19 protein-coding genes and 1 tRNA gene are annotated in these 20,152 nt (G+C 44.6%); 8 read left to right on the top strand and 12 right to left on the bottom strand.

Features of this window, described 5'->3' with window-relative positions; translation table 11 throughout:
- Positions 1–5: 5 nt before the first annotated feature.
- From flgG to HW45_RS03745, 8 genes are all read right to left on the bottom strand, one after another.
- Positions 6–794, bottom strand: coding sequence for a flagellar basal-body rod protein FlgG (gene flgG, locus HW45_RS03780; protein WP_038224912.1), 789 nt, complete (start codon positions 792–794; stop codon positions 6–8).
- A gap of 24 nt (positions 795–818) precedes the next feature.
- Complete coding sequence (gene flgF / locus HW45_RS03775; protein ID WP_038224910.1) at positions 819–1,568, bottom strand: flagellar basal-body rod protein FlgF; 750 nt, start codon at positions 1,566–1,568, stop codon at positions 819–821.
- A 287-nt stretch (positions 1,569–1,855) separates the two neighbouring features.
- A complete protein-coding gene (gene flgE, locus HW45_RS03770) occupies positions 1,856–3,154 on the bottom strand; it encodes a flagellar hook protein FlgE (RefSeq protein ID WP_038224908.1) in 1,299 nt (432 codons plus the stop codon).
- Between the two features lie 26 nt (positions 3,155–3,180).
- Positions 3,181–3,888: a flagellar hook assembly protein FlgD gene (gene flgD, locus HW45_RS03765; RefSeq protein WP_006069942.1), complete on the bottom strand. Its 708-nt coding sequence runs from the start codon at positions 3,886–3,888 to the stop codon at positions 3,181–3,183.
- A 15-nt stretch (positions 3,889–3,903) separates the two neighbouring features.
- Complete coding sequence (gene flgC / locus HW45_RS03760; RefSeq protein WP_006069941.1) at positions 3,904–4,320, bottom strand: flagellar basal body rod protein FlgC; 417 nt, start codon at positions 4,318–4,320, stop codon at positions 3,904–3,906.
- Positions 4,321–4,325: 5 nt separating this feature from the next.
- Positions 4,326–4,721 carry a flagellar basal body rod protein FlgB gene (gene flgB, locus HW45_RS03755; protein WP_038224906.1) on the bottom strand — a complete coding sequence of 132 codons (396 nt, stop codon included), beginning with the start codon at positions 4,719–4,721 and terminating at the stop codon, positions 4,326–4,328.
- Between the two features lie 290 nt (positions 4,722–5,011).
- Positions 5,012–5,839: a protein-glutamate O-methyltransferase gene (locus HW45_RS03750; RefSeq protein ID WP_006069939.1), complete on the bottom strand. Its 828-nt coding sequence runs from the start codon at positions 5,837–5,839 to the stop codon at positions 5,012–5,014.
- Positions 5,840–5,914: 75 nt separating this feature from the next.
- Positions 5,915–6,853 carry a chemotaxis protein CheV gene (locus HW45_RS03745; RefSeq protein ID WP_006069938.1) on the bottom strand — a complete coding sequence of 313 codons (939 nt, stop codon included), beginning with the start codon at positions 6,851–6,853 and terminating at the stop codon, positions 5,915–5,917.
- 76 nt (positions 6,854–6,929) lie between these two features.
- Here HW45_RS03745 and flgA point away from each other — a divergent pair, with 76 nt between their 5' ends.
- The 3 genes from flgA (at position 6,930) to HW45_RS03730 (ending at position 8,538) form a co-directional block, all read left to right on the top strand.
- A complete protein-coding gene (gene flgA, locus HW45_RS03740) occupies positions 6,930–7,676 on the top strand; it encodes a flagellar basal body P-ring formation chaperone FlgA (RefSeq protein WP_031493497.1) in 747 nt (248 codons plus the stop codon).
- An 85-nt stretch (positions 7,677–7,761) separates the two neighbouring features.
- Positions 7,762–8,079: a flagellar biosynthesis anti-sigma factor FlgM gene (gene flgM, locus HW45_RS03735; protein WP_006069936.1), complete on the top strand. Its 318-nt coding sequence runs from the start codon at positions 7,762–7,764 to the stop codon at positions 8,077–8,079.
- A 33-nt stretch (positions 8,080–8,112) separates the two neighbouring features.
- Complete coding sequence (locus tag HW45_RS03730) at positions 8,113–8,538, top strand: flagella synthesis protein FlgN (protein WP_038224904.1); 426 nt, start codon at positions 8,113–8,115, stop codon at positions 8,536–8,538.
- 70 nt (positions 8,539–8,608) lie between these two features.
- Here HW45_RS03730 and HW45_RS03725 read toward each other — a convergent pair whose 3' ends face one another.
- Positions 8,609–9,037: an LPP20 family lipoprotein gene (locus HW45_RS03725; protein ID WP_038224903.1), complete on the bottom strand. Its 429-nt coding sequence runs from the start codon at positions 9,035–9,037 to the stop codon at positions 8,609–8,611.
- Between the two features lie 9 nt (positions 9,038–9,046).
- On the bottom strand, positions 9,047–9,682 hold the full coding sequence (locus HW45_RS03720) for a FlgO family outer membrane protein (protein ID WP_038224902.1): 636 nt from the start codon (positions 9,680–9,682) through the stop codon (positions 9,047–9,049).
- Between the two features lie 161 nt (positions 9,683–9,843).
- Between HW45_RS03720 and HW45_RS03715 the strand changes: the two genes are divergently transcribed.
- Positions 9,844–10,977, top strand: a complete 1,134-nt coding sequence (locus HW45_RS03715) for a flagellar assembly protein FlgT (protein ID WP_038224900.1) — start codon at positions 9,844–9,846, stop codon at positions 10,975–10,977.
- Positions 10,978–11,032: 55 nt separating this feature from the next.
- A tRNA-Arg gene (locus HW45_RS03710) sits at positions 11,033–11,109 on the top strand.
- Positions 11,110–11,200: 91 nt separating this feature from the next.
- On the opposite strand, the gene HW45_RS03705 is transcribed toward HW45_RS03710, so the two are convergent.
- Positions 11,201–14,077 carry a UvrD-helicase domain-containing protein gene (locus HW45_RS03705; protein WP_038224898.1) on the bottom strand — a complete coding sequence of 959 codons (2,877 nt, stop codon included), beginning with the start codon at positions 14,075–14,077 and terminating at the stop codon, positions 11,201–11,203.
- A 590-nt stretch (positions 14,078–14,667) separates the two neighbouring features.
- Between HW45_RS03705 and HW45_RS03700 the strand changes: the two genes are divergently transcribed.
- Entirely contained in the window at positions 14,668–16,131 is a 1,464-nt protein-coding gene (locus tag HW45_RS03700) for a DUF1254 domain-containing protein (RefSeq protein WP_038224896.1), read from the top strand.
- A 48-nt stretch (positions 16,132–16,179) separates the two neighbouring features.
- Here the strand turns inward: HW45_RS03700 and HW45_RS03695 are convergent, their stop codons facing one another.
- Positions 16,180–17,205, bottom strand: a complete 1,026-nt coding sequence (locus HW45_RS03695) for an AraC family transcriptional regulator (RefSeq protein WP_038224895.1) — start codon at positions 17,203–17,205, stop codon at positions 16,180–16,182.
- Between the two features lie 316 nt (positions 17,206–17,521).
- Between HW45_RS03695 and HW45_RS03690 the strand changes: the two genes are divergently transcribed.
- The gene (locus tag HW45_RS03690) at positions 17,522–18,334 is read left to right on the top strand and encodes a hypothetical protein (protein ID WP_038224893.1); all 813 of its coding nucleotides are present in this window, start codon (positions 17,522–17,524) and stop codon (positions 18,332–18,334) included.
- A gap of 209 nt (positions 18,335–18,543) precedes the next feature.
- Complete coding sequence (locus tag HW45_RS03685) at positions 18,544–20,007, top strand: DUF1214 domain-containing protein (protein WP_038224891.1); 1,464 nt, start codon at positions 18,544–18,546, stop codon at positions 20,005–20,007.
- Positions 20,008–20,152 lie beyond the last annotated feature (145 nt).

Genomic DNA, 20,152 nt, shown 5'->3' with positions numbered 1-20,152 from the left:
ATCCGTTATAGCTGCTGGTTAGCAAAGCTCATCATCTTGTCGACTGACGAGATAACTTTGGAGTTCATTTCATACACACGCTGAGCTTCAATCATGTTAACGAGCTCTTCCGTTACGTTAACGTTTGAAGTCTCTAGCATCGACTGACGAATTTGACCGAAACCATCTAAACCTGGAACCCCTTCATTTGGATCACCACTAGCACCGGTTGGTAAGTAAAGGTTCTGCCCGATAGGCTCTAGACCGCCCGGATTAATGAAGTCGACAGTGGTAATGTTACCCACGACTTGGTTATCTTGCTGGCCACGTACTCGAACGGACACTTCACCGTCAGTACCCACCGTGATGGAAATCGCATCTTCAGGAATCGCAATTTCTGGTTCCAATGCATAGCCAGAACCAGACGTAACAATAGTCCCTTCATCATTTAGCGTGAACTGACCATTGCGGCTATAACCAATATTGCCATCTGGCATCAATACTTGGAAAAAACCATCACCTTCAATCATCATATCGAGACTGTTGGTCGTGGTTTGCGCATTACCCGGTGTGTGGATCTTTTGTGTTGCCACCACTTTTGAACCTGCACCTAGCATTAAGCCTGAAGGAAGTTCGGTGTTTTGCGATGATTGACCGCCAGGCTGATTGATATTTTGATAAAACAAATCTTCAAACACCGCGCGGCTTTTCTTATAACCGACGGTTGATGCGTTCGCTAGGTTGTTTGAAATTGTCGAAATATTGGTTTGCTGAGCGTCTAAGCCAGTCTTACTTACCCATAGTGCCGGATGCATTCTATTCTTCCTCTCTCAATCCTATTAACCCATGCGAAGCAATGAGTCTGAAGCCTTATCCATGTCTTCTGCGGTGCTCATCAGCTTGACCTGCATTTCGAATTGACGCTGCAAATCAATTAAGCTTGTCATTTCACCAACAGCATTAACGTTACTGCCTTCAATAGCTCCGGTCATCAGCTGTACATTGGCTGAAGCGGTGTAGCCTAATTGAGGATCTTTATTACGAAATAGACCGTTAGTGTCTTTGAATAGTGAACGGTTATCAGTATTGGTGAGCTTGATACGGTCAACGATTTCCATTTCGTCAGCCGGTGCATCTTGCGGTATAACAGAGACGGTGCCGTCACGGCCAATTTCAATCTTACGCAGTGGAATCGGCACAGTAATTGGTGTACCACGTTCCCCCAACACAAGGTTACCGTTGCCATTAACCAACAAGCCGTTTTGATCCACGCGCAAACTGCCATTGCGAGTTAACCCTTCTTTGCCGGTTTTATCCAATACTGAAATCCAACCTTGGCCTTCAATAGTGACATCAAGGTCTCGGCCTGTCGTCACAACACTGCCTTGCTCGAAGTTGTGTCCTGGGCGTTCTGTCATGCTAAACACACGACTCGGCATGCCTTCACCATACGCTTGCATTGAGCGCGCTTGGGCAAGGTCAGCTCGAAAGCCAGGCGTGCTCGCGTTCGCAAGGTTGTTTGCTCTAAGCTGCAAAGCTTGCATATTTTGCTTTGCGCCGCTCATTGAGAGGTAAAGGGCACGATCCATTGATAGCTCCAAAATTCAAAGTACGGAGCTTATAAAGCAAAGACTATGCCATTAATTTTATTCTTTATAAATCAAATAAATAAAAGGAAAATCAGGAAAGGAAGTGGAGGATCGGCAAGCGGTATTATATCGAAGAGGCAAAGCTATACGGCAAGGTGGCAACGATGCGGCAAAAATATGACCGCTTTATAGAAATGCAAAACAGCGTACGAATGTCCATATACACTCGTACGCTCGAATCTTCAAGGCATTAATAACGAGTGACTGACAGCCACTCATACTATGACTTAACGGATTTGTAGAATGTTTTGTTGCAGCTGGTTATGTACATCCAAAGCACGTGAGTTTGCTTGGAAATTACGCTGCGCTGAAATCAGGTCTACCAACTCTTGGGTCATATCAATGTTCGATTGTTCTAGCGTGCCGTTATTGATGGTACCAAAAGAACCCTTGTTTGATTCGCCCCAAATTTTAGCACCAGAAGCAGTCGTAGAATCCCATTGGGTACCACCCTTCTTATCAAGACCTTGTTCATTCGCTACACGTACCATAGCGACACGACCTAATGTCACATTCTCACCGTTTGAGTAAGTACCTAACACGTTGCCTTGCTCATCAAAGTCGACTTTAGTTAGGAAGCCAGTCGTCGCACCATCTTCTTGAAACTTAGTCAGTTCAAACGGAGCGGCAAACTGAGTGGCACTATCAAGACTAAACGACAATGTCTGCGCAGGATCGGCACCGTTCATGTCGATACCATTTGTACCTAGGTCAGTAGTAACAATTGGCTGACCATTGTTCAAGCTCGCCAGCGTGCCGTCGTTGTTGAATCGCATTGTATGACCAACATGTCCTGTTGGCGTCGTTGCATCACCACCAGCGATATTCACTGGCTTTTCACCTTGACCGTCAGTTACTGTGTAGTAACTTTGCCAGGTGTTTTGCTGGGTTTGATCTTTCACATAGTACGTCGTCATTTTATACGACTGTCCCATGGAATCATAAATCGTTGATGATGTTGAACGGTTATAAGTTTCAGGATCGGTAAAGTCGAACAGAGCCGGATCTTTTAGATCACCGTTAGCAGGAAGGTTCACACCAATCTCAATATTCGCTGTCTGTTTTGGCTTACCAAACTCTGGCGGAATATTGATTGGACGAGGCTCGTAAGACACAACCTCATTGGTATCTTTATTCACTTCATAACCCAGTAAAAACTCATCGTTCGACGTCACCATGTAACTATCTTTGTTTAGGTGGAAAGCACCGTTACGCGTTAGCTCATTTTGTTGTGGTACAAGACGATCTTTAGATACGGCGAAAAAGCCCGTACCGCTAATGCGCAGGTCCATTGGGTTGTTCGTCGAAATACTCGAACCTTCGTGGAACTGCTGAGCAATTTTGCTTGGCTGAACACCGCCACCCGGTGTGGTTTTCGCATTAGTAAACAGTGAGTTTGAATACACATCGCCAAACTCGGCACGTGACTCTTTAAAGCCGAATGTGTTGGCGTTGGCAATGTTGTTACTGGTGGTGTTGAGGTCTAACTGAGCCGCAGATAGACCACTTAAAGATACATATGACATTCCTAATCTCCTAATCTAGCCAGCGGTTACGCTTTGCCGACTTCCAGTACTTCTGCTAGCCGAACTGGATTTTCGAAGCCAGCTAGATTGAGTAGTACGTTTCCATCCCCTTTACCAAGAAGCACACTGTTCACGTTCGCATAAGTCGACACTTCGAACTCGCGGCTTTCTCCATCAAGTAAACCCGAAGCTTTCACTTTGTATTTACCTGCAGGCATTGGATTACCCTGATCATCTTTACCGTCCCATTCGACACGAGCATCACCGCCAGGTTTTGCACCGACATCAAAGGTACGTACTAATTGACCCATTTCATTTTCTACACGAACAAACACGTTATCCATGGACTGTGGCAATTTGACCATTGCCGCCATGCCAGCGTCTGCTTCCTTCACACCAGCCGCACCGGGTACCAAGACATCACGCCCAACAAGTGAAGACGCTTGTAGTGCTTGGTTAGACGTCATTGACGAGTTCAAACTCTCGAACTGAGTGTTCATCTTGCCAATACCATCTACCGTGGCAAACGACGCCATTTGAGCAATCATCTGGTCGTTGCTGACTGGTTTAAATGGGTCCTGTTGAGCCAACTGTTTGGTGAGTAGGGACAAGAAGTCTTCTTGCTTCAGATCCTGCTTACCGGTTGTCTCTTCAGGCTTGCTTTGTTCTTGCAGTTTTTTCAGTTGGTCAATGTAGGATAAACTGCCTTGACCAACGTTGTTGATTCCAGCCATGAGCTACTCCTATCTCTATTGACCCATTCGCAAAGTACTCAACAACATTTGCTTGCTCGCGTCCGCTACCTGAACGTTAGTCTGGTATGAGCGCGAAGCTGAAATCATGTTGGCCATTTCTTCCATCACGTTAACGTTCGGCTTGTAGATATAGCCTTCATCGTTAGCGAGTGGATGATCTGGGTTGTACTCTGCACTTAAGGGTTTGTCGCTCTCTACAATACCCAATACTTTCACAGGTACTGAATGATCGCGGTTGTATTGAGCTTTACTCAGTTCCGCGCCAAATACGGCGTGGCGAGCTTTGTAAGTCTCTTTTGCCGAGCTACTAATACTGTCAGCGTTGGCAAGGTTACTTGAGGTGGTATTTAGACGAACCGACTCAGCGCTCATCGCACTGCCTGTCACATTAAATACATTAAATAAGCTCATCTAAATTACTCCCCTTTAATCGCTTTGGTCATATTTTTGAATTTGCCGCCTAAGAAATCGAGTGATGCCTGATGTCTTAATTGGTTCTGCATGAACAAGTTTCTTTCTAAATCTACGTCTACAGTATTGCCGTCACCGGTATCTGGCTGTGTCGGAATGCGGTAAAGCATTTCGCCACTGCCGTTAGTAGAGGCAGAAAGATGCCGTCCATCAGTTCGACTAAGCCCAATACTTGCCCCTGAGCTTGCCGCTTTTAACGCACGATCAAACTCCATCCCCTTCGCTTTATAACCCGGCGTATTCGCCTGCGCGATATTGGTGGAGATGACTTCAGCATTCTTCTCACGCACACCAACGGTGTACTGATGAATACCTAATGCATTGTTAAAAGAGATGGCCATTGAAACCTCATCGTTCAAAAATACGTGCCCTATACAGAGATAAAGCAATTTCCGCGCCAAAAGTTATTTTTTGGTAACAACCACTGATGACGCTATTCAATTCGACGTTCATCGTGCTCCTTCTGGCAAAGATAGAGAGCAAAATGTACGCCAGTTTTGGCGGAGGGTTTAATTAGGAATGTCGACAGTGATGGCCTCCAAACCGTCACTGAACCTAGAGAATAGCAAGAAAAAAGCCTTGGCGAAAACCAAGGCTAGATACGGTAAAGATTGTGGAGAATAACTATTAGCTATTTGAGCTTGTAGATAATGCCCGGATTACAACGCACCATTTCAAATTGATCCGTCAGCCCCGTTAGCGACTCCGATGCCCCTAACAGCAAGTAACCACCTGGGTTTAGGCTACGTGCCATTTGGTTCAGCACTTTAGACTTCATTTCAGGGGAGAAGTAAATCAGTACGTTACGACAAAAGATAATGTCGAACTTACCCAACAACGCATACGAGTCCATCAGGTTTTGCGGACGAAAGTTCACCAAACGCTTTACGTTGTCTTTCACTTTCATCTTACCGTTACTGGTGTTTTCAAAAAAAACTCGGCGACGCTCCGGTGATAGACCGCGACCCAACGCGAGGTTGTCATATTCTCCAAGACGACACATATCTAACATCGTAGACGAGATGTCCGTCGCGGTAATCGACACGTTAGGGATCATTCCCGGCTTCTTGTTTTGTGTCTCCAAAACTGTCATCGCCATGGAATACGGTTCTTGACCAGAAGAACTCGCAGCCGACCAAATTTTAATCGGTCGCTTGTTGGCGGCAAGTTCTGGGAGCAGTTTGTCAGACAACACCGTAAATGGGTAGTTATCTCTAAACCATAAGGTTTCGTTGGTGGTCATGGCATCAACAGCGGCAACTCTTAACTCACGATTGCGTCCAGTAACCACATCTCTTAATAACTGAGACAAAGAGACTAGACCGAATTTTGCCACCAACGGGCTTAAACGGCTGCGGACTAAATACTGTTTACTATCGCCAAGAACAATACCGCATTGGGACTCTAAAAAGCGGCTAAAATCACGATACTCTTGATCGCTTATGGTTATCGCTGTCATTCACTTCTCTATACTGCTTTGAAGGCTTGCTTTATACGCTTTTCTCAAGCAACTACAAGCTCTAATTTTGTTTGTTTAATTTGTCGGCAAAATGGCCGCTTTGACGGCGCCTCCCAATTCATCAGGGTTGAACTTAGCGATGAATTCGTTAGCCCCTACTCGCTCTACCATTGCTTGGTTAAACACACCGCTTAACGAGGTATGCAAAATAATATGAAGATCTTTAAGATCGGGATGGCGGCGCACTTCTGCCGTTAGGGTGTAACCGTCCATTTCTGGCATTTCAATATCAGAAATCAACAGGGAAATCTGATCATGAATATCGCCTTCAGCTGCCATCTCTGTCAGCTTGTTGTAAGCGTCTTTACCATCTTTCACCAAAATGGACTCAAAGCCAATAGACTCAATGGCTCGTTGGACCTGTTTTCGTGCCACTGCGGAATCATCAGCGATCATAATACGCTTAACGATCTGCTTTTGCTCTTTCTCTTCAGCTGCGGCAATTTCCGTGGCGATATTGCTGTCCATGGTCTCAACCACAGGCGAAATCTCAGCGAGAATCTTCTCAACATCCAGAATCTCAACCAATTCATTGTCGATGTTGGTCACAGCTGTCAGGTAGTTGGCTTTACCTGCACCTTCAGGCGGCGGCAAAATCGATTCCCAATGCATGTTAATAATGCGTTCAACAGAGCTTACCAAAAATCCCTGTACGCTACGGTTAAACTCTGAGATAACCACAAAACAGTTTTCAATGTCCGTTGTTGGTCGACCACCAACAGCAAGACTTAAATCAATCACTGAGATAGTTTGACCACGAATATGAGCCACCCCTTTGACAAGACGATGTAGGTTGGGCATGCGCGTTAATTTAGGGCACTGAAGCACTTCTTTAACTTTGAACACATTAATGCCGTAACGCTGGCGGCCCATCAGACGAAACGTCAGTAGCTCTAGTCGGTTTTGACCAACTAGTTGCGTTCGTTGATTCACCGAATCCAAGATACCGGTCATAAGTTCATCTCCATCTCAAACTTTAAAGCTAAAAAAGTGATAGTCTACACAGGCAACAAGGAACCCGAGAAACAGAATGCTGTATAATAAGACATCTTTTTTGTGTACATCCAGTTACAAAACGAGGTTAAGGCGCAACTGGCTTTCCCTCTGTATCGTCTGGCAAGCGTTATTCTTTAGTGTATTAACGCACGCAGCAACGCCTGAGCAAATAGAAAACATTCAAAAGGCTGCCCAAGCTCATGTTTTAAATACTATTGAGCAACCTATCGGCGGTGAAATTGTTGCCACACCTGGCCGTATCGACTCTCGAGTACATGCAACAGATTGCCCCTCTCCGCTTTTGACCTCGTCGTCAAACACCCGCAACACCAGCAGTAATGTCACCGTTTTGGTGGAGTGTCCGGAAGATAATTGGCGACTTTACGTACCCGTTCGAATGTCCATTTCCTTGCCGTTAGTGACCGCAACTCGCCCGTTATCTCGAGGCAATATTGTGTCCAGTGACGATGTCACGATGAGCATGGTGGATAAGAACCGTTTTCGCCGCCAAGGCTTTACCGAGTTTGACCAAGTGGTTGGCGCAAAGCTCAAGAAAAACATGAAGATGGGTGATGTTATTGAGCGTAATGATGTCTGTGTTGTTTGCCGCAACGAAAAAGTCGTTATTCGTGCAGTGAAAGGTGAAATGACCATCTCCACTAAAGGCACAGCACTTACCGATGGCGCTAACGGCGATCAAGTAAGAGTGAAAAATGACAAGTCTCAGCGTATAATTGAGGGTATTGTTACTGGCGTTGCGGAAATCACGGTTAATTTTTGATTTTTTCCTAAAGTAATCATTACGCTGGTCGATATGCTCGATATACAGGTAAACTATGCAAATTAGGCAACAAGAAGGCTAAACGATGGCAGGCATTGATAATATTCGTTCTGGACAGACGCTAACGACGACAAGTCGCGCACCTGCCCGTTCGGAAGCAAGCAAAGACAGCAGTTCAGCTCAAGTTGGTCAATCATCAGCACAGCAAGATGCCGTAACACTAAGCCAAGGCGGTAAAGCCATTGGTCAAATGCATCAGCAAATGGCAAGTCAGCCTACCTTTGACGCGGCAAAAGTTGCGGCAATCAAAGAAGCAATCTCGAACGGTTCTTACACCGTCGATGCTGAAAAACTGGCAGACAACATGATGAAGTTCGAAGACGAACTTGGCGGATTACGCTAAACAGGTTAACAGATAATACTCACAGGTATATTAATGGCAGCACTGGTTGATTTGGTTGAATACCAACTGAAAAATGCAAAAGCATTGTCTATGCTCCTCTCCGAGGAGACCAAAGCCATTACTGCTCGTGAATCATCTGAGATTGAGCGATTTGCCAAAGAAAAGATGGCAATCATTGGTCAGCTTCAGCAAACCGATCAAAGACTGGCTCAACATCAAGATGTGGCAAGACTCACCGATGAAGCATTACTAGCTCAAAAGGTGGCCGACATTAAGTCGATTATCCTCGACTGCCAACAACTTAACGACATCAATGGGCAGAGTCTGCAACGCGCCCAATTAAGCTTTAATAAGCTCAATAACTTGATGCAGCAAAGTCATGGCAAAGTGGGCATGACTTACAACGCGGGCGGTCAGACCCACACTTTGTCGACATTAGGAACCAACTTAAAAGCCTAATCTCTCAAATACAAAAAAGCGGCAACAGGAGAACTGTTGCCGCTTTTTGCTATTATCTAGGGCGTTGATATTAGAATAAGCTCTGACGTTTCTTCTCAGGTACTCGACGGATTTCACCGTAGTCTCTTAGACGATCCATCTTCTCAATATCGAGCAGCAGTTCAGTAACATAGCTGTCGCCTACCTTATAGCTGCGAACTACTTCTGCACCACGAATGACACCATCTACCGCACCTGTCGTCGATTCAACACCCAAGCGTTGATCTTGTAAGTCAGCACGTGCAGACACTCGTAGGCCGTAGACTTGCTCCGCTAACTCACGGTAAGCGTCAATCTTAGAAGCACGCATAGCACGAACTTGCTTTTCTTCTTCATTACGTCCAGTTTGCTCGCTGATACTCGCATAGCCCACCGCCGTTAATGTGTTCTGGTCCATGGCTGTAATCGGAGTACAACCTATCATCACAAGCGCTACAAGCGCGGCAAATAAAAATCTCATTATCCTTTCCTATGGGCGCAATATGACTGTATGAGGTGTCGTCATAGTCGGGTCTGAACGAATCAGAACGCCATCTTCGGTACGCATTTGATTCAGCGTATCCAAATCACGGCCAATACGGTCAGCAGGCAAGAAGCCTTGAGCCGAAGCGACCACAATACGTGACTGCATGCCAACAACACGAGCATTAACCAGCACACCACCTTCCTGGCGTAACATGGTTCCCGTCAAGACGAACTGAATCTGCTGCTCTTGGGCCAGATCTTTCCAGTCACGACTTAGTACGAAGTCGCCTTGGTTCGTCACCTGAATAGAGCCCGTTGTCTTGAAGTCAACAACCTTAAAGCCGCGGCGCTGAAGCTGGTAAATAAAGCCCTCTGATACCGAGTTCCCTAACCAGTTCGTCGCATCCATATTCTGCAAATCAACAAACGATGCCACCGCTATCGGAGTGCGAGACGACACACTAGTGTTCGATTCAACTAAGTCTTCCGTCAAACTCTCGACGAAATAATCCATCGTATGGCGAGGACTTTCCATCAGCATAAACTTACTGCCGGAATAGGATTCCTTACCGTTATAGATTGGTGAGTAGGCACAAGCGGTCAGTGTTAACACTGATGCCATCAGGAGCCACTTTTTCATTACACACTCTCCAAAAAGTTATTAATTGGATGGATAGGTTCCCCACCTTTTCAAGGTTGGAACAATCCTTGCTATTCTCATTCTGTCCTTAATAAGAAAGCCCGCTCCAATATTCGCTACAAACTAGCTAGCAAATATTGTTCCGCATTTGGATTGGTTGTATGAAAAAAATCGTTTCTTCTTTAATTTCAACGGCATTGGTTACATTTAGTAGTAGCTCTGCCTTTGCTGCATGGTATGAAGTCACCGGTACTTCCACCATCGTCTCCTCTGAGAAAGCGGCAAGGATCTACGCACTAGAAGATGCCGTCTACAAAGCAGTAGACTTCTCCGGAGCTGATATCGGTGGGCTTGCTAACTTAGCGCCGCTGCTCGAAGACGATAGAGAACAATACCAATTCATTGATTCCGAAGTTCGCCAGATCGTCATCGACGATCAGTACAAAAGCGGCAACCAAATGGTCGTGAAAGCGCGAATCGACATTTACCCGACGGCAAAGGCTTGCCATAACGAGCAATACAAAAAGACGTTTGGGGTGGCAATGTTTGATATCGTTGACCCACAACAAGCGGTCATGGGGCAAATATACGACCTAGGTGAAGACTTCAGTTCTGTTATCTCTAATCAGCTTGAACATCGCTCATACAGCTTTGTTTCGGTCGGCACCACGCGCTATGAAATTAATAAGCGCCAACCTGAACGTATAAAGATGATCGCCGAAGATCTGGGAGCTCAATACTTAGTGACCGGGAAAATCCACGACTTGACGGCCACCATCACACAGGGCGGTTTACTGACAGACGATGTAATCAATCGCCAGTTTGCTATGGATATGTCGGTCTACGACGGCAAAACCGGCCATGAAATCTATCAACGTAATTACCGTGAAATCGCCCAGTGGCCATTTGCTAAAACCAGTAAAGTCGACACCAAAAGTGCTCGTTTCTGGACATCCGCTTACGGCGAAATGATCCAGAAAGTCAGCCGAAACATCATGCTCGATCTCGAAGCAGAGATCTCTTGTAAGATGACCTTGCCTGAAGTGGTCGCCTCTTACGGCAATAAAGTCACCATCGACTTAGGCCGAGTCCACGGTGTGCAAGCGGGAGACCGATTGCAACTTTGGCATACAGGCTCCTTTATCGACCAAAATGGTTTGCCGCGCAATAAAGTGAGTCAGAGCAACATCACCCTAACCGTGTCACGCGTCTATGAAAATGATGCTGAAGCAACCGTCGACCAGCCAAGCCTCGCCAACAGTATTCAAATTGGTGACGTGATGAACAAACTGTGATAAATGTAGAAAAGCGACTTAACTTATTAAAATAATTGAGTATTATTAGTCATAAGCTCCCGTGGCACAGCTGGATAGCGCGGCCCCCTCCTAAGGGGCAGGTCACAGGTTCGAATCCTGTCGGGAGCCCCATATTAAAAGGGCTAGCAAGTTAGTGATTGCTAGCCCTTTGTTGTTTTTGGTTTTCTGTATAGCAAATATGTAGCAGATTAGATTTTGCTACCTAAGCAGCGTTGATCTTATAGGAACAATTATTTTCAACGTTCCTACGATAAGTCGAACACCCCCAAAACGCACCATACTTACCGCGCCTCAATTTCATCTCACTACCACAGTTTAAACACACTGGACGCTCATGTTCACAACTAGAGTTAATGCAAACTTGATAGCCCTCTTTGATCTCGTGACTCATAGGACTACCACACTTATCGCACGGCGTTTCCTTGTGCTTACAACGCGGGAACAGCGTACAAGACATGAACCTGCCGTATTGACCAACGCGAGGCTTAAGGACTCCTATTTTACAAGAGTGGCAAACGGTTTTGTCAGCCTCAAGTTGCGTTAAGGAAACATCAAACTCATTAGTCTCAACTGGATAGTCACCTTTAATTAGCTCAGTAACAAAGTCGCTTGCATCGGTCATGTCCGCGAGGAGATATGCTCTGTGTTTAGCGCGGGTCAGAGCCACATAGAATAATCGACGTTCCTCCGCATGTTCAAACGTGTCGCCTTGAGGTAACAACGCATTTATAAGAGTAGGCGTTTGCTTCTCAGAGGGGAAACCGTGTTTTCCTGTCGTCAGTCCCATAACCACAACGTAATCAGCTTCTTTACCTTTGGATGCGTGGAACGACTGGTTCTCAATGTCTAACATGTGATAACGCTGTCTAAGCCACTTTAGATAATTAGCATCTGGCATTTGATACCAAAACCTTGCCAGCAAGTAGACTTTATTTTTGTTTGGCGAACTAGATTCAACGACACTGTTAGCAATAGACGTTAACGCTTTATCCAGTGGTGTCATCCCTTGCTCTTCAGATCCTTGTCTAATGATGCTTACAGCTGGTTTGCTAACCTGTACCAGAGACTTTATCTCTTTTTTGAGCTGAACAGGGTTCTGCGTAACAAAGCGCGTTGCCACATCTCCGATAGAGCTATTAAACCTGAACGTCATATCAAGAGTCGTTTTAGACGTTGCCCCGAAGTATTTTTCAAAGTCTGTCGTTAGACGAACATCTGCGCCACTAAAGCGATAGATTGCCTGCCAATCATCACCCACACAGAACAGCGATGAGTTTTCTTTATTGTCTCGAAGAGCCTTTACAAGTCTTGCCCTAGGCTCTGAGATATCTTGGAATTCGTCAACGAGTATATAGCTCCAAGGGGATTGGAACTGACCGGTTTCAACGTACGACAAAGCCTTTGAAATCATGTCGTTAAAATCAATCACACTCTCTTCTGTAAGATAGTCTTGATAGCGCTGATACAACGGCATCAACAATTCCAAAGCTTTGGCAGTTTGCTTTGGATCAAGAGAGTTTTTTATGATTTTTTGAATACCGGTTTCATCAAGACAAGCAGACTTATACAGATCAACTAACGACCCTAAAAGGCGCGCTAGTTCCGTGACTTGCCCTGTTTGCTCTAAGTTATCTAGTAGATCGTTATCAGGCAGAGGATTGGTATTTACCTTACGAACGACTAGATCACGCTCCAAAATATCCAACATCGAGCGATTACGGTGTTGATGGTAATACAATTCAACATATCCTGTTCCATACTTGGCATGCGTCTTTCTCTTCCACTCAATGCCTTCTTGGTACCTCTCTTTATCGATATATGGTGGAGGATTGCCGTTTTCATCCGTACCGTAATACTCAATATAAATATCATAATCAGGTAGATAGAAGTCGGGTTCGTACTGTCGGTACTGCTCTGTAGCGACATCGATTCGATATTTAGCTTCATATTGGTAATTGATGCCTTTTCTATAAAGCCAGTTGGCAATTACCATCTCACCAAAGCTCTTCACCTGCTCACCTTTCAGCGTACGAATATCGTTATCATTCAGGTACTTTAAGTATTCGCCCTGGGTTTTGAACTTGAATGGGTCTTTGTCTACGAAATAGTAAGCACTAAAATAATCGAGTATTGCTTTCTTATAGCAAGCATTTTGCATCAGAGCGGCAATAGCCTCATTCATCCACTTCACTTTTGCCCGCATATCACCTTCAAGGGGCGATAAGCTTGGGGCTTTACCTTCAACTTGAGAGATTATCTTCACGCCTAGGCTATGAAACGTGCTCGCCTTAACATCTTCAAATCCAAGTTTTTCCTTGATACGTTCATCCATCTCTTCTGCAGCTATTCGACCATACGCCAGCATCAAAATATCGTTTGGTTGCGCTTGTCCGCTTTTTACTAAGTAGCCAGTTTTGCCAACCATAACACTGGTTTTTCCTGTTCCTGCTCCCGCTAAAAGAAGGTTATTGTCATTGTCCGTGATGCACGCAACTCTTTGCTTGGCAGTTAGTGGATTAGATTCCACTTTGGTAAAAAATGAATCAAAGGTATTAAGCGCTCGCTCTACATACTCACTTCTAATATGCTCAACATCAGCCGGTTTCCAATTAGCAATGCGGCTTAACTGAGCTGCTGTGTCTTTTGCGAAGTCCGATAGATCTGATGCTTTATCCCAACCTCGCCAACGCTTGTATTCTGTTTTGGCAAAGCTCTGTATATTCTGAACTGATGAGTCGCGAAGAAATCTGGATTGGCATTGATGCTCCACCGAACCTAAGAACTCAACTAAATGCAGTGCATTCTGATTAGCCCAGAGAGGAAAGAAACAATGTGGATACTTAAAGGGGAGAAAATAGCTCAGCCTACGAAAGCAATAATGTTTGCCTTTTACGCTAAAACTCAAACAACCACCAGTGATTGACGTTTTTAGAACTGGAGAACTATCCAAATCTCCCCATCTGAAGAAACTGTTTTCACCACCTAGGTCGGCACTTATGCCTACTTCATTTATCTCGACTGATAGTTGCTGCTTAAACAACCGTCCAATGAAGTTTGTAGAAAGTGTCCACTTAGTCATCGTACGTACCGCCTCAAAGTGTGATATGCCTCGTAAAGTGACATAGTTTAACTCATTGGCTGAGTGCTAGTACTTGAGCGTCGTTAAGTTTTACATTCAATCAATCGGAAACAAACGGATTAACAAATAGAACCGAACAAGAATGGTAATACGTCAAATGCTAAAATGTAGCACTTGACCGCGGAGTAACAGACTATTAGTTACTAATTTGAAAGTTGGATGAATGGAGGTATGTTCCCAAAAGGCTTGTATCACACGACAGAATCGCTTGGTGATCATATATTGTTTAGGCATCACCAAACTCATATTTGGACAAAACCTTGTCAATGGTATTTCTAAATTAGCATTTCTCGGATTAGCTCAAGTATTGAAAACACTAATCTCGCGACTGCGTTGCGTTCGCATTGACGCTAGCTATTCATCATGTTGTCCGACACTTTATTTACTCCATCACGAATACACATTTTGAGAACAACTCAAGAGTTGAGCTATGCTTGCTTCTCATAATGTGCGTTACCTAGTTCAAGCTAGTGATTAAATAACCTCATAGCCACAACGGCAAACAATCAAATTAATGAATGAGGTATAAAATGAAAACATCACTGCTGACAAAAACTATCTGCGCACTACTTGCAACAACCACTCTGACTGGGGCAGTATTCGCAGGTGATACTGTCTCAACCCGTATTGGCGAACTTGAATTTACTCACGGCTTTGAAACCGGCTACCCAACCGATGAGACAGTGGAGATGTTGTTTGAAGAGTTGGACTTTCAACGTGCTACGCAAGCCTACATTTGGGCGACGCCGTATGTTTCTTTCATGGCATGGCAGCAAGCCTTTACCGACGAGCTTGGTCTAGGGAATGGTCAAATCATTCTTCACGAAAGCTACCGCGATCGCTTAGGTGGATTAACATACAACGCCACTACACCCTACGCATTAACCTTTATTGATATTGCTGAGTCACCTTGGGTGATGGAAATTCCAGAGGGCGGAGTGCGCGGCTCAGTATCGAACATGTGGCAAATTGGCCTAGCAGCTATCGTTGAACCGGGGAAATATCTCATTGCAGGTCCTGAATCGGTTATCCCTGAAAACGTAGAACAGCAGGGTTATACCGTGATCCAGTCAGATACCAACACGGTAATGACTGGCGTACGACTCATGTCAGCTAATGCTGAAGAGCGTCAACAGGTACTGGAAAACATCAATATTTACCCACTGTCTGAAGCTAATGACCCGCAACCTCGTGGTTACATCGAAACCAACGACCGCAAGTGGATGGCTGCTGCACCTCGTGGCCTAGAGTACTTTGAGCTGCTAGCGGAAGGCATCAACAAAAATGGTCCTATTCACGAACGCGATCGTTTCTACATGTCGATGTTAAAGCCACTAGGTATTGAAAAAGGTAAAACTTTCTCACCAACTAAAGCGCAAGCAGAACTTTTAACAGAAGCGGCGATCGTTGGTGAAGCAATGACTAAATCAATCGACTTTGCTGGAACCGAACGATTGGAAGACGCACACTATGCCGAAGGCTCGATGTGGGAGATTGCAACTACATCACGCCCAGATCAGCGTCGTGATAACTACGACGATCTCGACGGCCGCGCAGCTTGGTTCTATGAAGCGGTATCCAATGACATTGCAATGCACGGTATGGTTAACGGCGGCTGGGGACAAGTGTACTTAGCTACCTATAAAGATGCACAAGGCGACTGGTTAGACGGTGGAGAAAACTACACTTTGCACTTACCAAGCAACCCACCAGCTAAAACATTCTGGTCGATCACAGCCTATGAGGTGGATACTCGAACCCTGATTCAGAACGACAGCGAAAAAGCCGACCTGTCTTCGCGGCAAGATCTTCAAATCAATAAGGACGGTTCCATCGACCTCTACTTTGGTCCTCAAGAGCCAAAAGGGTTGAAAAGTAACTGGGTAGAAACCGAAGAAGGTCGCGCATGGTTTCCATACTTCCGCTTCTACTCTCCAGAACAAACTGTAGTTGATAGAGAATGGGTTTTGCCAAATATCGAAAAACTGCAATAACTCCAAAAAAGTAGAACGCCAGTATAAATACTGGCGTTTTTTGTGGAGCTAAGATGTAGCAAGTACTTCACCACGCCACGCATCTGGTGTTGCCCCAAACCAAGTTTTGAATGCTCGAATAAAGGTTCGCGAATCTTGGTAGCCAAGAAGGTGTGAGATGGCCAAAATTGATTTTTGAGTATGACGAAGTAAAAACTCTGCTCGTTTTTTGCGCACATAGTTGAGCAAGTCTCGAAACTTTAGCCCCTTCTCAGAAAGACGGTTTTGAAGTACACGAGGATGTACACACAGCTGTTTAGCTATGTCTTCTTTGGCAAAAGAGCCTGATTCCAATCCGAACTCAATGTACTTAGACACCAAGCCTTCCAAGTCGTCAAAGTTTTTGAGTATTTTCGATGTTTCCATGGTCACTTCTTTAGATTCAGGTAACGTTGACTCGAACCGCTGATAGAGCAGCGCAGCAGGAAATTCGATAAAGTTGCAAGGTTGCTCCACGATTACCTTACAACCAAAAAACTGTTCAAGAGTCCTGATATCAATATGACGATTGCCTTCCAAAGATACCGAAGTAGGCTTCCAAGCGCTGCCCAAAAGGCGCTTAAACGTCAGGTGATAAAAAGTAATTAATAGCTGCGCCGATTGGTCACAGTTGAGTGATGCGGGTTTTTCGTAATCCACACAGTGATATGCCATTGAGCCTTTCACTTCCAACTCATGATAAACGCCACGACTTTGCGCCTCGACAATATAAGAAAGCGCAGGATAAATTTGAGCCAAATACTCTTGTTTAGCAATGAGATAGGTTAACTCAGCAGTTGTTTGCAACTCGTAGTGTTTGGCAACTTCATGGCCAAATGCTAGGTTTTTACTCCAATTGGAACCTCTATTGAGTAAGTTAACATAACTCTCATAGTCAACCGTTTCAATTTCTCCGGCCAAAGCACGAGTTGATATATGCTCTGAAGCAAGCAGCTTAGCAAAGTCGAGATGATAACCACGGCAGACTGTTAAAATGGGCTGCAAATAGGCACTTGGTACAAGGAAGCCTTCGCTGTGTTGGTCGCGTTTATCCAAATCTGATCACACTTTAGTTCTTACCTTTCTAAAGTTTAGTTAAATTTCACCTTCTCGATCAATAAACAAGGTGGATAACCTAAATAAGCAGAATAAAAATGAATAACCCCTCTATGAGCCTACAAGTCACCATAACTATTTAATTCATATAAATCATATAGATAATCAAGTTGAAAATATTCAACTCAGTTTTACATTCACACTTTGAGAACCCTTTAGATTACTTCCCATCTGCATTCTCAAAATGTGAGCCACCTCACGCATCGCAATGGTTAAATAGCCTCATCGAAAACACAGACTCTTTGAGGAAACCATGATGAACAAGACTATTATTGCAACTCTTCTTACCCTTATTACCGCTCAAGCTTTCGCCGCAGATGGGCACTCGCAGACAACCATAAGCAGCGAGTCAGCAGCATCGCAGCAAGAAAAAGAATACCAAGATATGTCAGACCCACTAGCGGTTTACACTCAAGCGGGCGTTGGTTTCACCGATAAAGGGCTTAACGTCAAAGTAGGTCAAACCTACGATACTGGTTCAGAAACCACGATGGCGATGAATGTGATTGAACTTAAAGGTATTGCAGGTGATGCGCTTGGCATTCGTAACAATGAACAGCCTCTGTATCAAGGTGTCGACGACAGCATCGATGCATTTCGCTTTCGCAACTTTCAAGTGGACCTAACTAACGGCCGCGGCTCGCAATTTGATATCAACTACAATGTCGATAAAGAAAGCCTCGATGCTTCATATAGCGTACTGCAAGCACTGCCAGCGGTGGGCGATTTTCAGTTCTATCCTCTTGCGGGTATCGGTGCCACTGTAACGAACACCGCCGATTCAGGTTACGAACTACCGGGAACCTTTGCAGTAGCAGGCATGTATAGTAAGTGGGCCCTTACAGATAACATCTGGGTTAACTACAACCCAATGTGGCTAACCACTCTAAGCGGTAGCGATGACTACAAAGCTGGTTACTATGCAGGTGAAAGCAACATTTTGACTCACGAGTTTGCGCTGTCGTATCAAATTAACCCTCGCACCAACGTACGCTACTTCGCCAACTGGAACGAAAAAGTCGACTTTGGCGATGGTGACCATCGAATAGAAGTTAACTATCAGTTCTAACCATTCATTGGTTGAAATGGCATAAAAACTATTGGTTAGCGCCACTTTTAAAAACTTAATCAAAGAATGCTTAGCGACTAAAGCAAACATTCGTTAATGGAGGGACAACTTTTATGCTCGTCCCCTCAAAAAAATCAAATCTATTATTGGCTCAGTTAAATCTGTGTATCTATCTAACTGGGTAACGTTATTCTTTTATAGGCAAGCAAATGAAAAAAGCACTACTGACAATCTTAATCTCCACTGTATCGTCTGGACTATTAGCAGCACCTTCAGCGGTATCTAGTTACGTAGGTACTTTAGATTACCTGGATCAAACACTCACTAAAACAACGGCTGACGCCTTGCAAGAGCGTATGGACCTCCAGCGAGTCTCCCAACTAGTGGTATGGTCGATGCCAATGGTCCAGTTCTCTGAAACAGTAGATGCTGTGTACCAAACGACTGGTACAACGACAACCGACACACCGATAGGTCTTTACCAAGGTTATGATGGCGTTTATCCATTTTTCACACCAAATGGAGTAGTTCCATATACTATTGGAGCTCTTGATATTCAAGAAACTGGCCCTGTGGTCCTAAACTTACCTGAAGGTATGGTATATGGTGTTGCTAATAATCTATGGCAAGAACCTATCGCTGAGTTTAACACCTTCAAAAAAACTTCATATCTGTTCGTAGGTCCTAATGACGAAGTGCCAGCAGAATGGGATGGTGAGATCGTTCATACAGAAACTAACCGTGTAGTATGGTTTTTCCGCGTACTATCGGAAGGAGATGAAGCGAAAGCGACATCAAACCAAGTAGAGGTTTATCCCTATGCGAAGCGCAATAACCCACCACAAACCCAAATTACTCCGTTCTCTTACGCTGAGTTCAAAGCAGAAGGGAAGACTATTTTCACAAACACGCCTCCAACGGACATGAGTTACTGGGAAATTGTAAATCGCTACGTTCAAAATGAACCAATGTTGGACCGAGACCGATTCTTTTATGCTTGGCTGTCGGATATGGGTATTGAAAAGGGTAAAGAGTTTAAGCCGAACGAGTATCAGCAACGAATTTTAAAAGAAGGTTTAGAGGTTGGTCTTGCAATGGCTCAAGCTAACTCATTCAACAAAGATATGCCTAATGTAGAGTATCAATCGAAGAAAACTGGATGGCATGATGTCCTAGCTAACATGGATCCTAAAATTGACCTTGATACTAAGTCCCTGTTTGATGAACGTGCTGCTTATACATATGAAGCGACTACAACCTCCAACGGTATGGTCTCAAAGGTTGCTGGAAAAGGCTCATTCTATTTAGGTGCATACTATGATTCCGATCATAATGTGTTGTCAGGTAGCAACACATACAAGCTACACATTGCTCCAAACGTACCAGCAGAGCATTTCTGGTCAATATCTCTATATGATGCAGACACCCGACTGTTTACGCGAAACGAGCAAAAACGTTCTGACTTGAACAACCGTATGCCGACGCTCAAATTAAATTCAGATGGTTCAACAGATATGTACTTTGGACCAAGCCTTCCGGAAGGAGTTAACGAAGGGAACTGGATCCAAACAACACCGGATAAGTCATTTTTCTTGTATTTCCGCTCATTTGGGCCGGGCCAAGAGTTAATTGATGAAGTATTCCCAATGACTCCAGTAGAGCGGATAGAATAATTCAGCTAAGAACTATCTGTATATTAAATCAGAAGCCACCCAGAATCAGGTGGCTTCAATTTTTTCATACGCATTAGAAAAAGTATGTTAAATCATCAGCCAAGATTGCTGGCTACAATAGTTGCTAACTCGAAAAGGGGCGTGC

The sequence above is a fragment of the Vibrio sp. ER1A genome (assembly GCF_000733315.1).
GTDB classification, from domain to species: Bacteria; Pseudomonadota; Gammaproteobacteria; order Enterobacterales; family Vibrionaceae; genus Vibrio; species Vibrio mediterranei.
The sequence above is the reverse complement of the archived record's forward strand: the minus strand, read 5'-3'. Positions and strand labels throughout refer to the sequence as shown.

Excerpts from the sequence above, each read along its gene's own strand:
- flgG (WP_038224912.1), bottom strand. The coding sequence starts at position 794 with ATGCATCCGGCACTATGGGTAAGTAAGACTGGCTTAGACGCTCAGCAA.
- flgF (WP_038224910.1), bottom strand. The coding sequence starts at position 1,568 with ATGGATCGTGCCCTTTACCTCTCAATGAGCGGCGCAAAGCAAAATATG.
- flgE (WP_038224908.1), bottom strand. The coding sequence starts at position 3,154 with ATGTCATATGTATCTTTAAGTGGTCTATCTGCGGCTCAGTTAGACCTC.
- flgD (WP_006069942.1), bottom strand. The coding sequence starts at position 3,888 with ATGGCTGGAATCAACAACGTTGGTCAAGGCAGTTTATCCTACATTGAC.
- flgC (WP_006069941.1), bottom strand. The coding sequence starts at position 4,320 with ATGAGCTTATTTAATGTATTTAATGTGACAGGCAGTGCGATGAGCGCT.
- flgB (WP_038224906.1), bottom strand. The coding sequence starts at position 4,721 with ATGGCCATCTCTTTTAACAATGCATTAGGTATTCATCAGTACACCGTT.
- HW45_RS03750 (WP_006069939.1), bottom strand. The coding sequence starts at position 5,839 with ATGACAGCGATAACCATAAGCGATCAAGAGTATCGTGATTTTAGCCGC.
- HW45_RS03745 (WP_006069938.1), bottom strand. The coding sequence starts at position 6,853 with ATGACCGGTATCTTGGATTCGGTGAATCAACGAACGCAACTAGTTGGT.
- flgA (WP_031493497.1), top strand. The coding sequence starts at position 6,930 with ATGCTGTATAATAAGACATCTTTTTTGTGTACATCCAGTTACAAAACG.
- flgM (WP_006069936.1), top strand. The coding sequence starts at position 7,762 with ATGGCAGGCATTGATAATATTCGTTCTGGACAGACGCTAACGACGACA.
- HW45_RS03730 (WP_038224904.1), top strand. The coding sequence starts at position 8,113 with ATGGCAGCACTGGTTGATTTGGTTGAATACCAACTGAAAAATGCAAAA.
- HW45_RS03725 (WP_038224903.1), bottom strand. The coding sequence starts at position 9,037 with ATGAGATTTTTATTTGCCGCGCTTGTAGCGCTTGTGATGATAGGTTGT.
- HW45_RS03720 (WP_038224902.1), bottom strand. The coding sequence starts at position 9,682 with ATGAAAAAGTGGCTCCTGATGGCATCAGTGTTAACACTGACCGCTTGT.
- HW45_RS03715 (WP_038224900.1), top strand. The coding sequence starts at position 9,844 with ATGAAAAAAATCGTTTCTTCTTTAATTTCAACGGCATTGGTTACATTT.
- HW45_RS03705 (WP_038224898.1), bottom strand. The coding sequence starts at position 14,077 with ATGACTAAGTGGACACTTTCTACAAACTTCATTGGACGGTTGTTTAAG.
- HW45_RS03700 (WP_038224896.1), top strand. The coding sequence starts at position 14,668 with ATGAAAACATCACTGCTGACAAAAACTATCTGCGCACTACTTGCAACA.
- HW45_RS03690 (WP_038224893.1), top strand. The coding sequence starts at position 17,522 with ATGAACAAGACTATTATTGCAACTCTTCTTACCCTTATTACCGCTCAA.
- HW45_RS03685 (WP_038224891.1), top strand. The coding sequence starts at position 18,544 with ATGAAAAAAGCACTACTGACAATCTTAATCTCCACTGTATCGTCTGGA.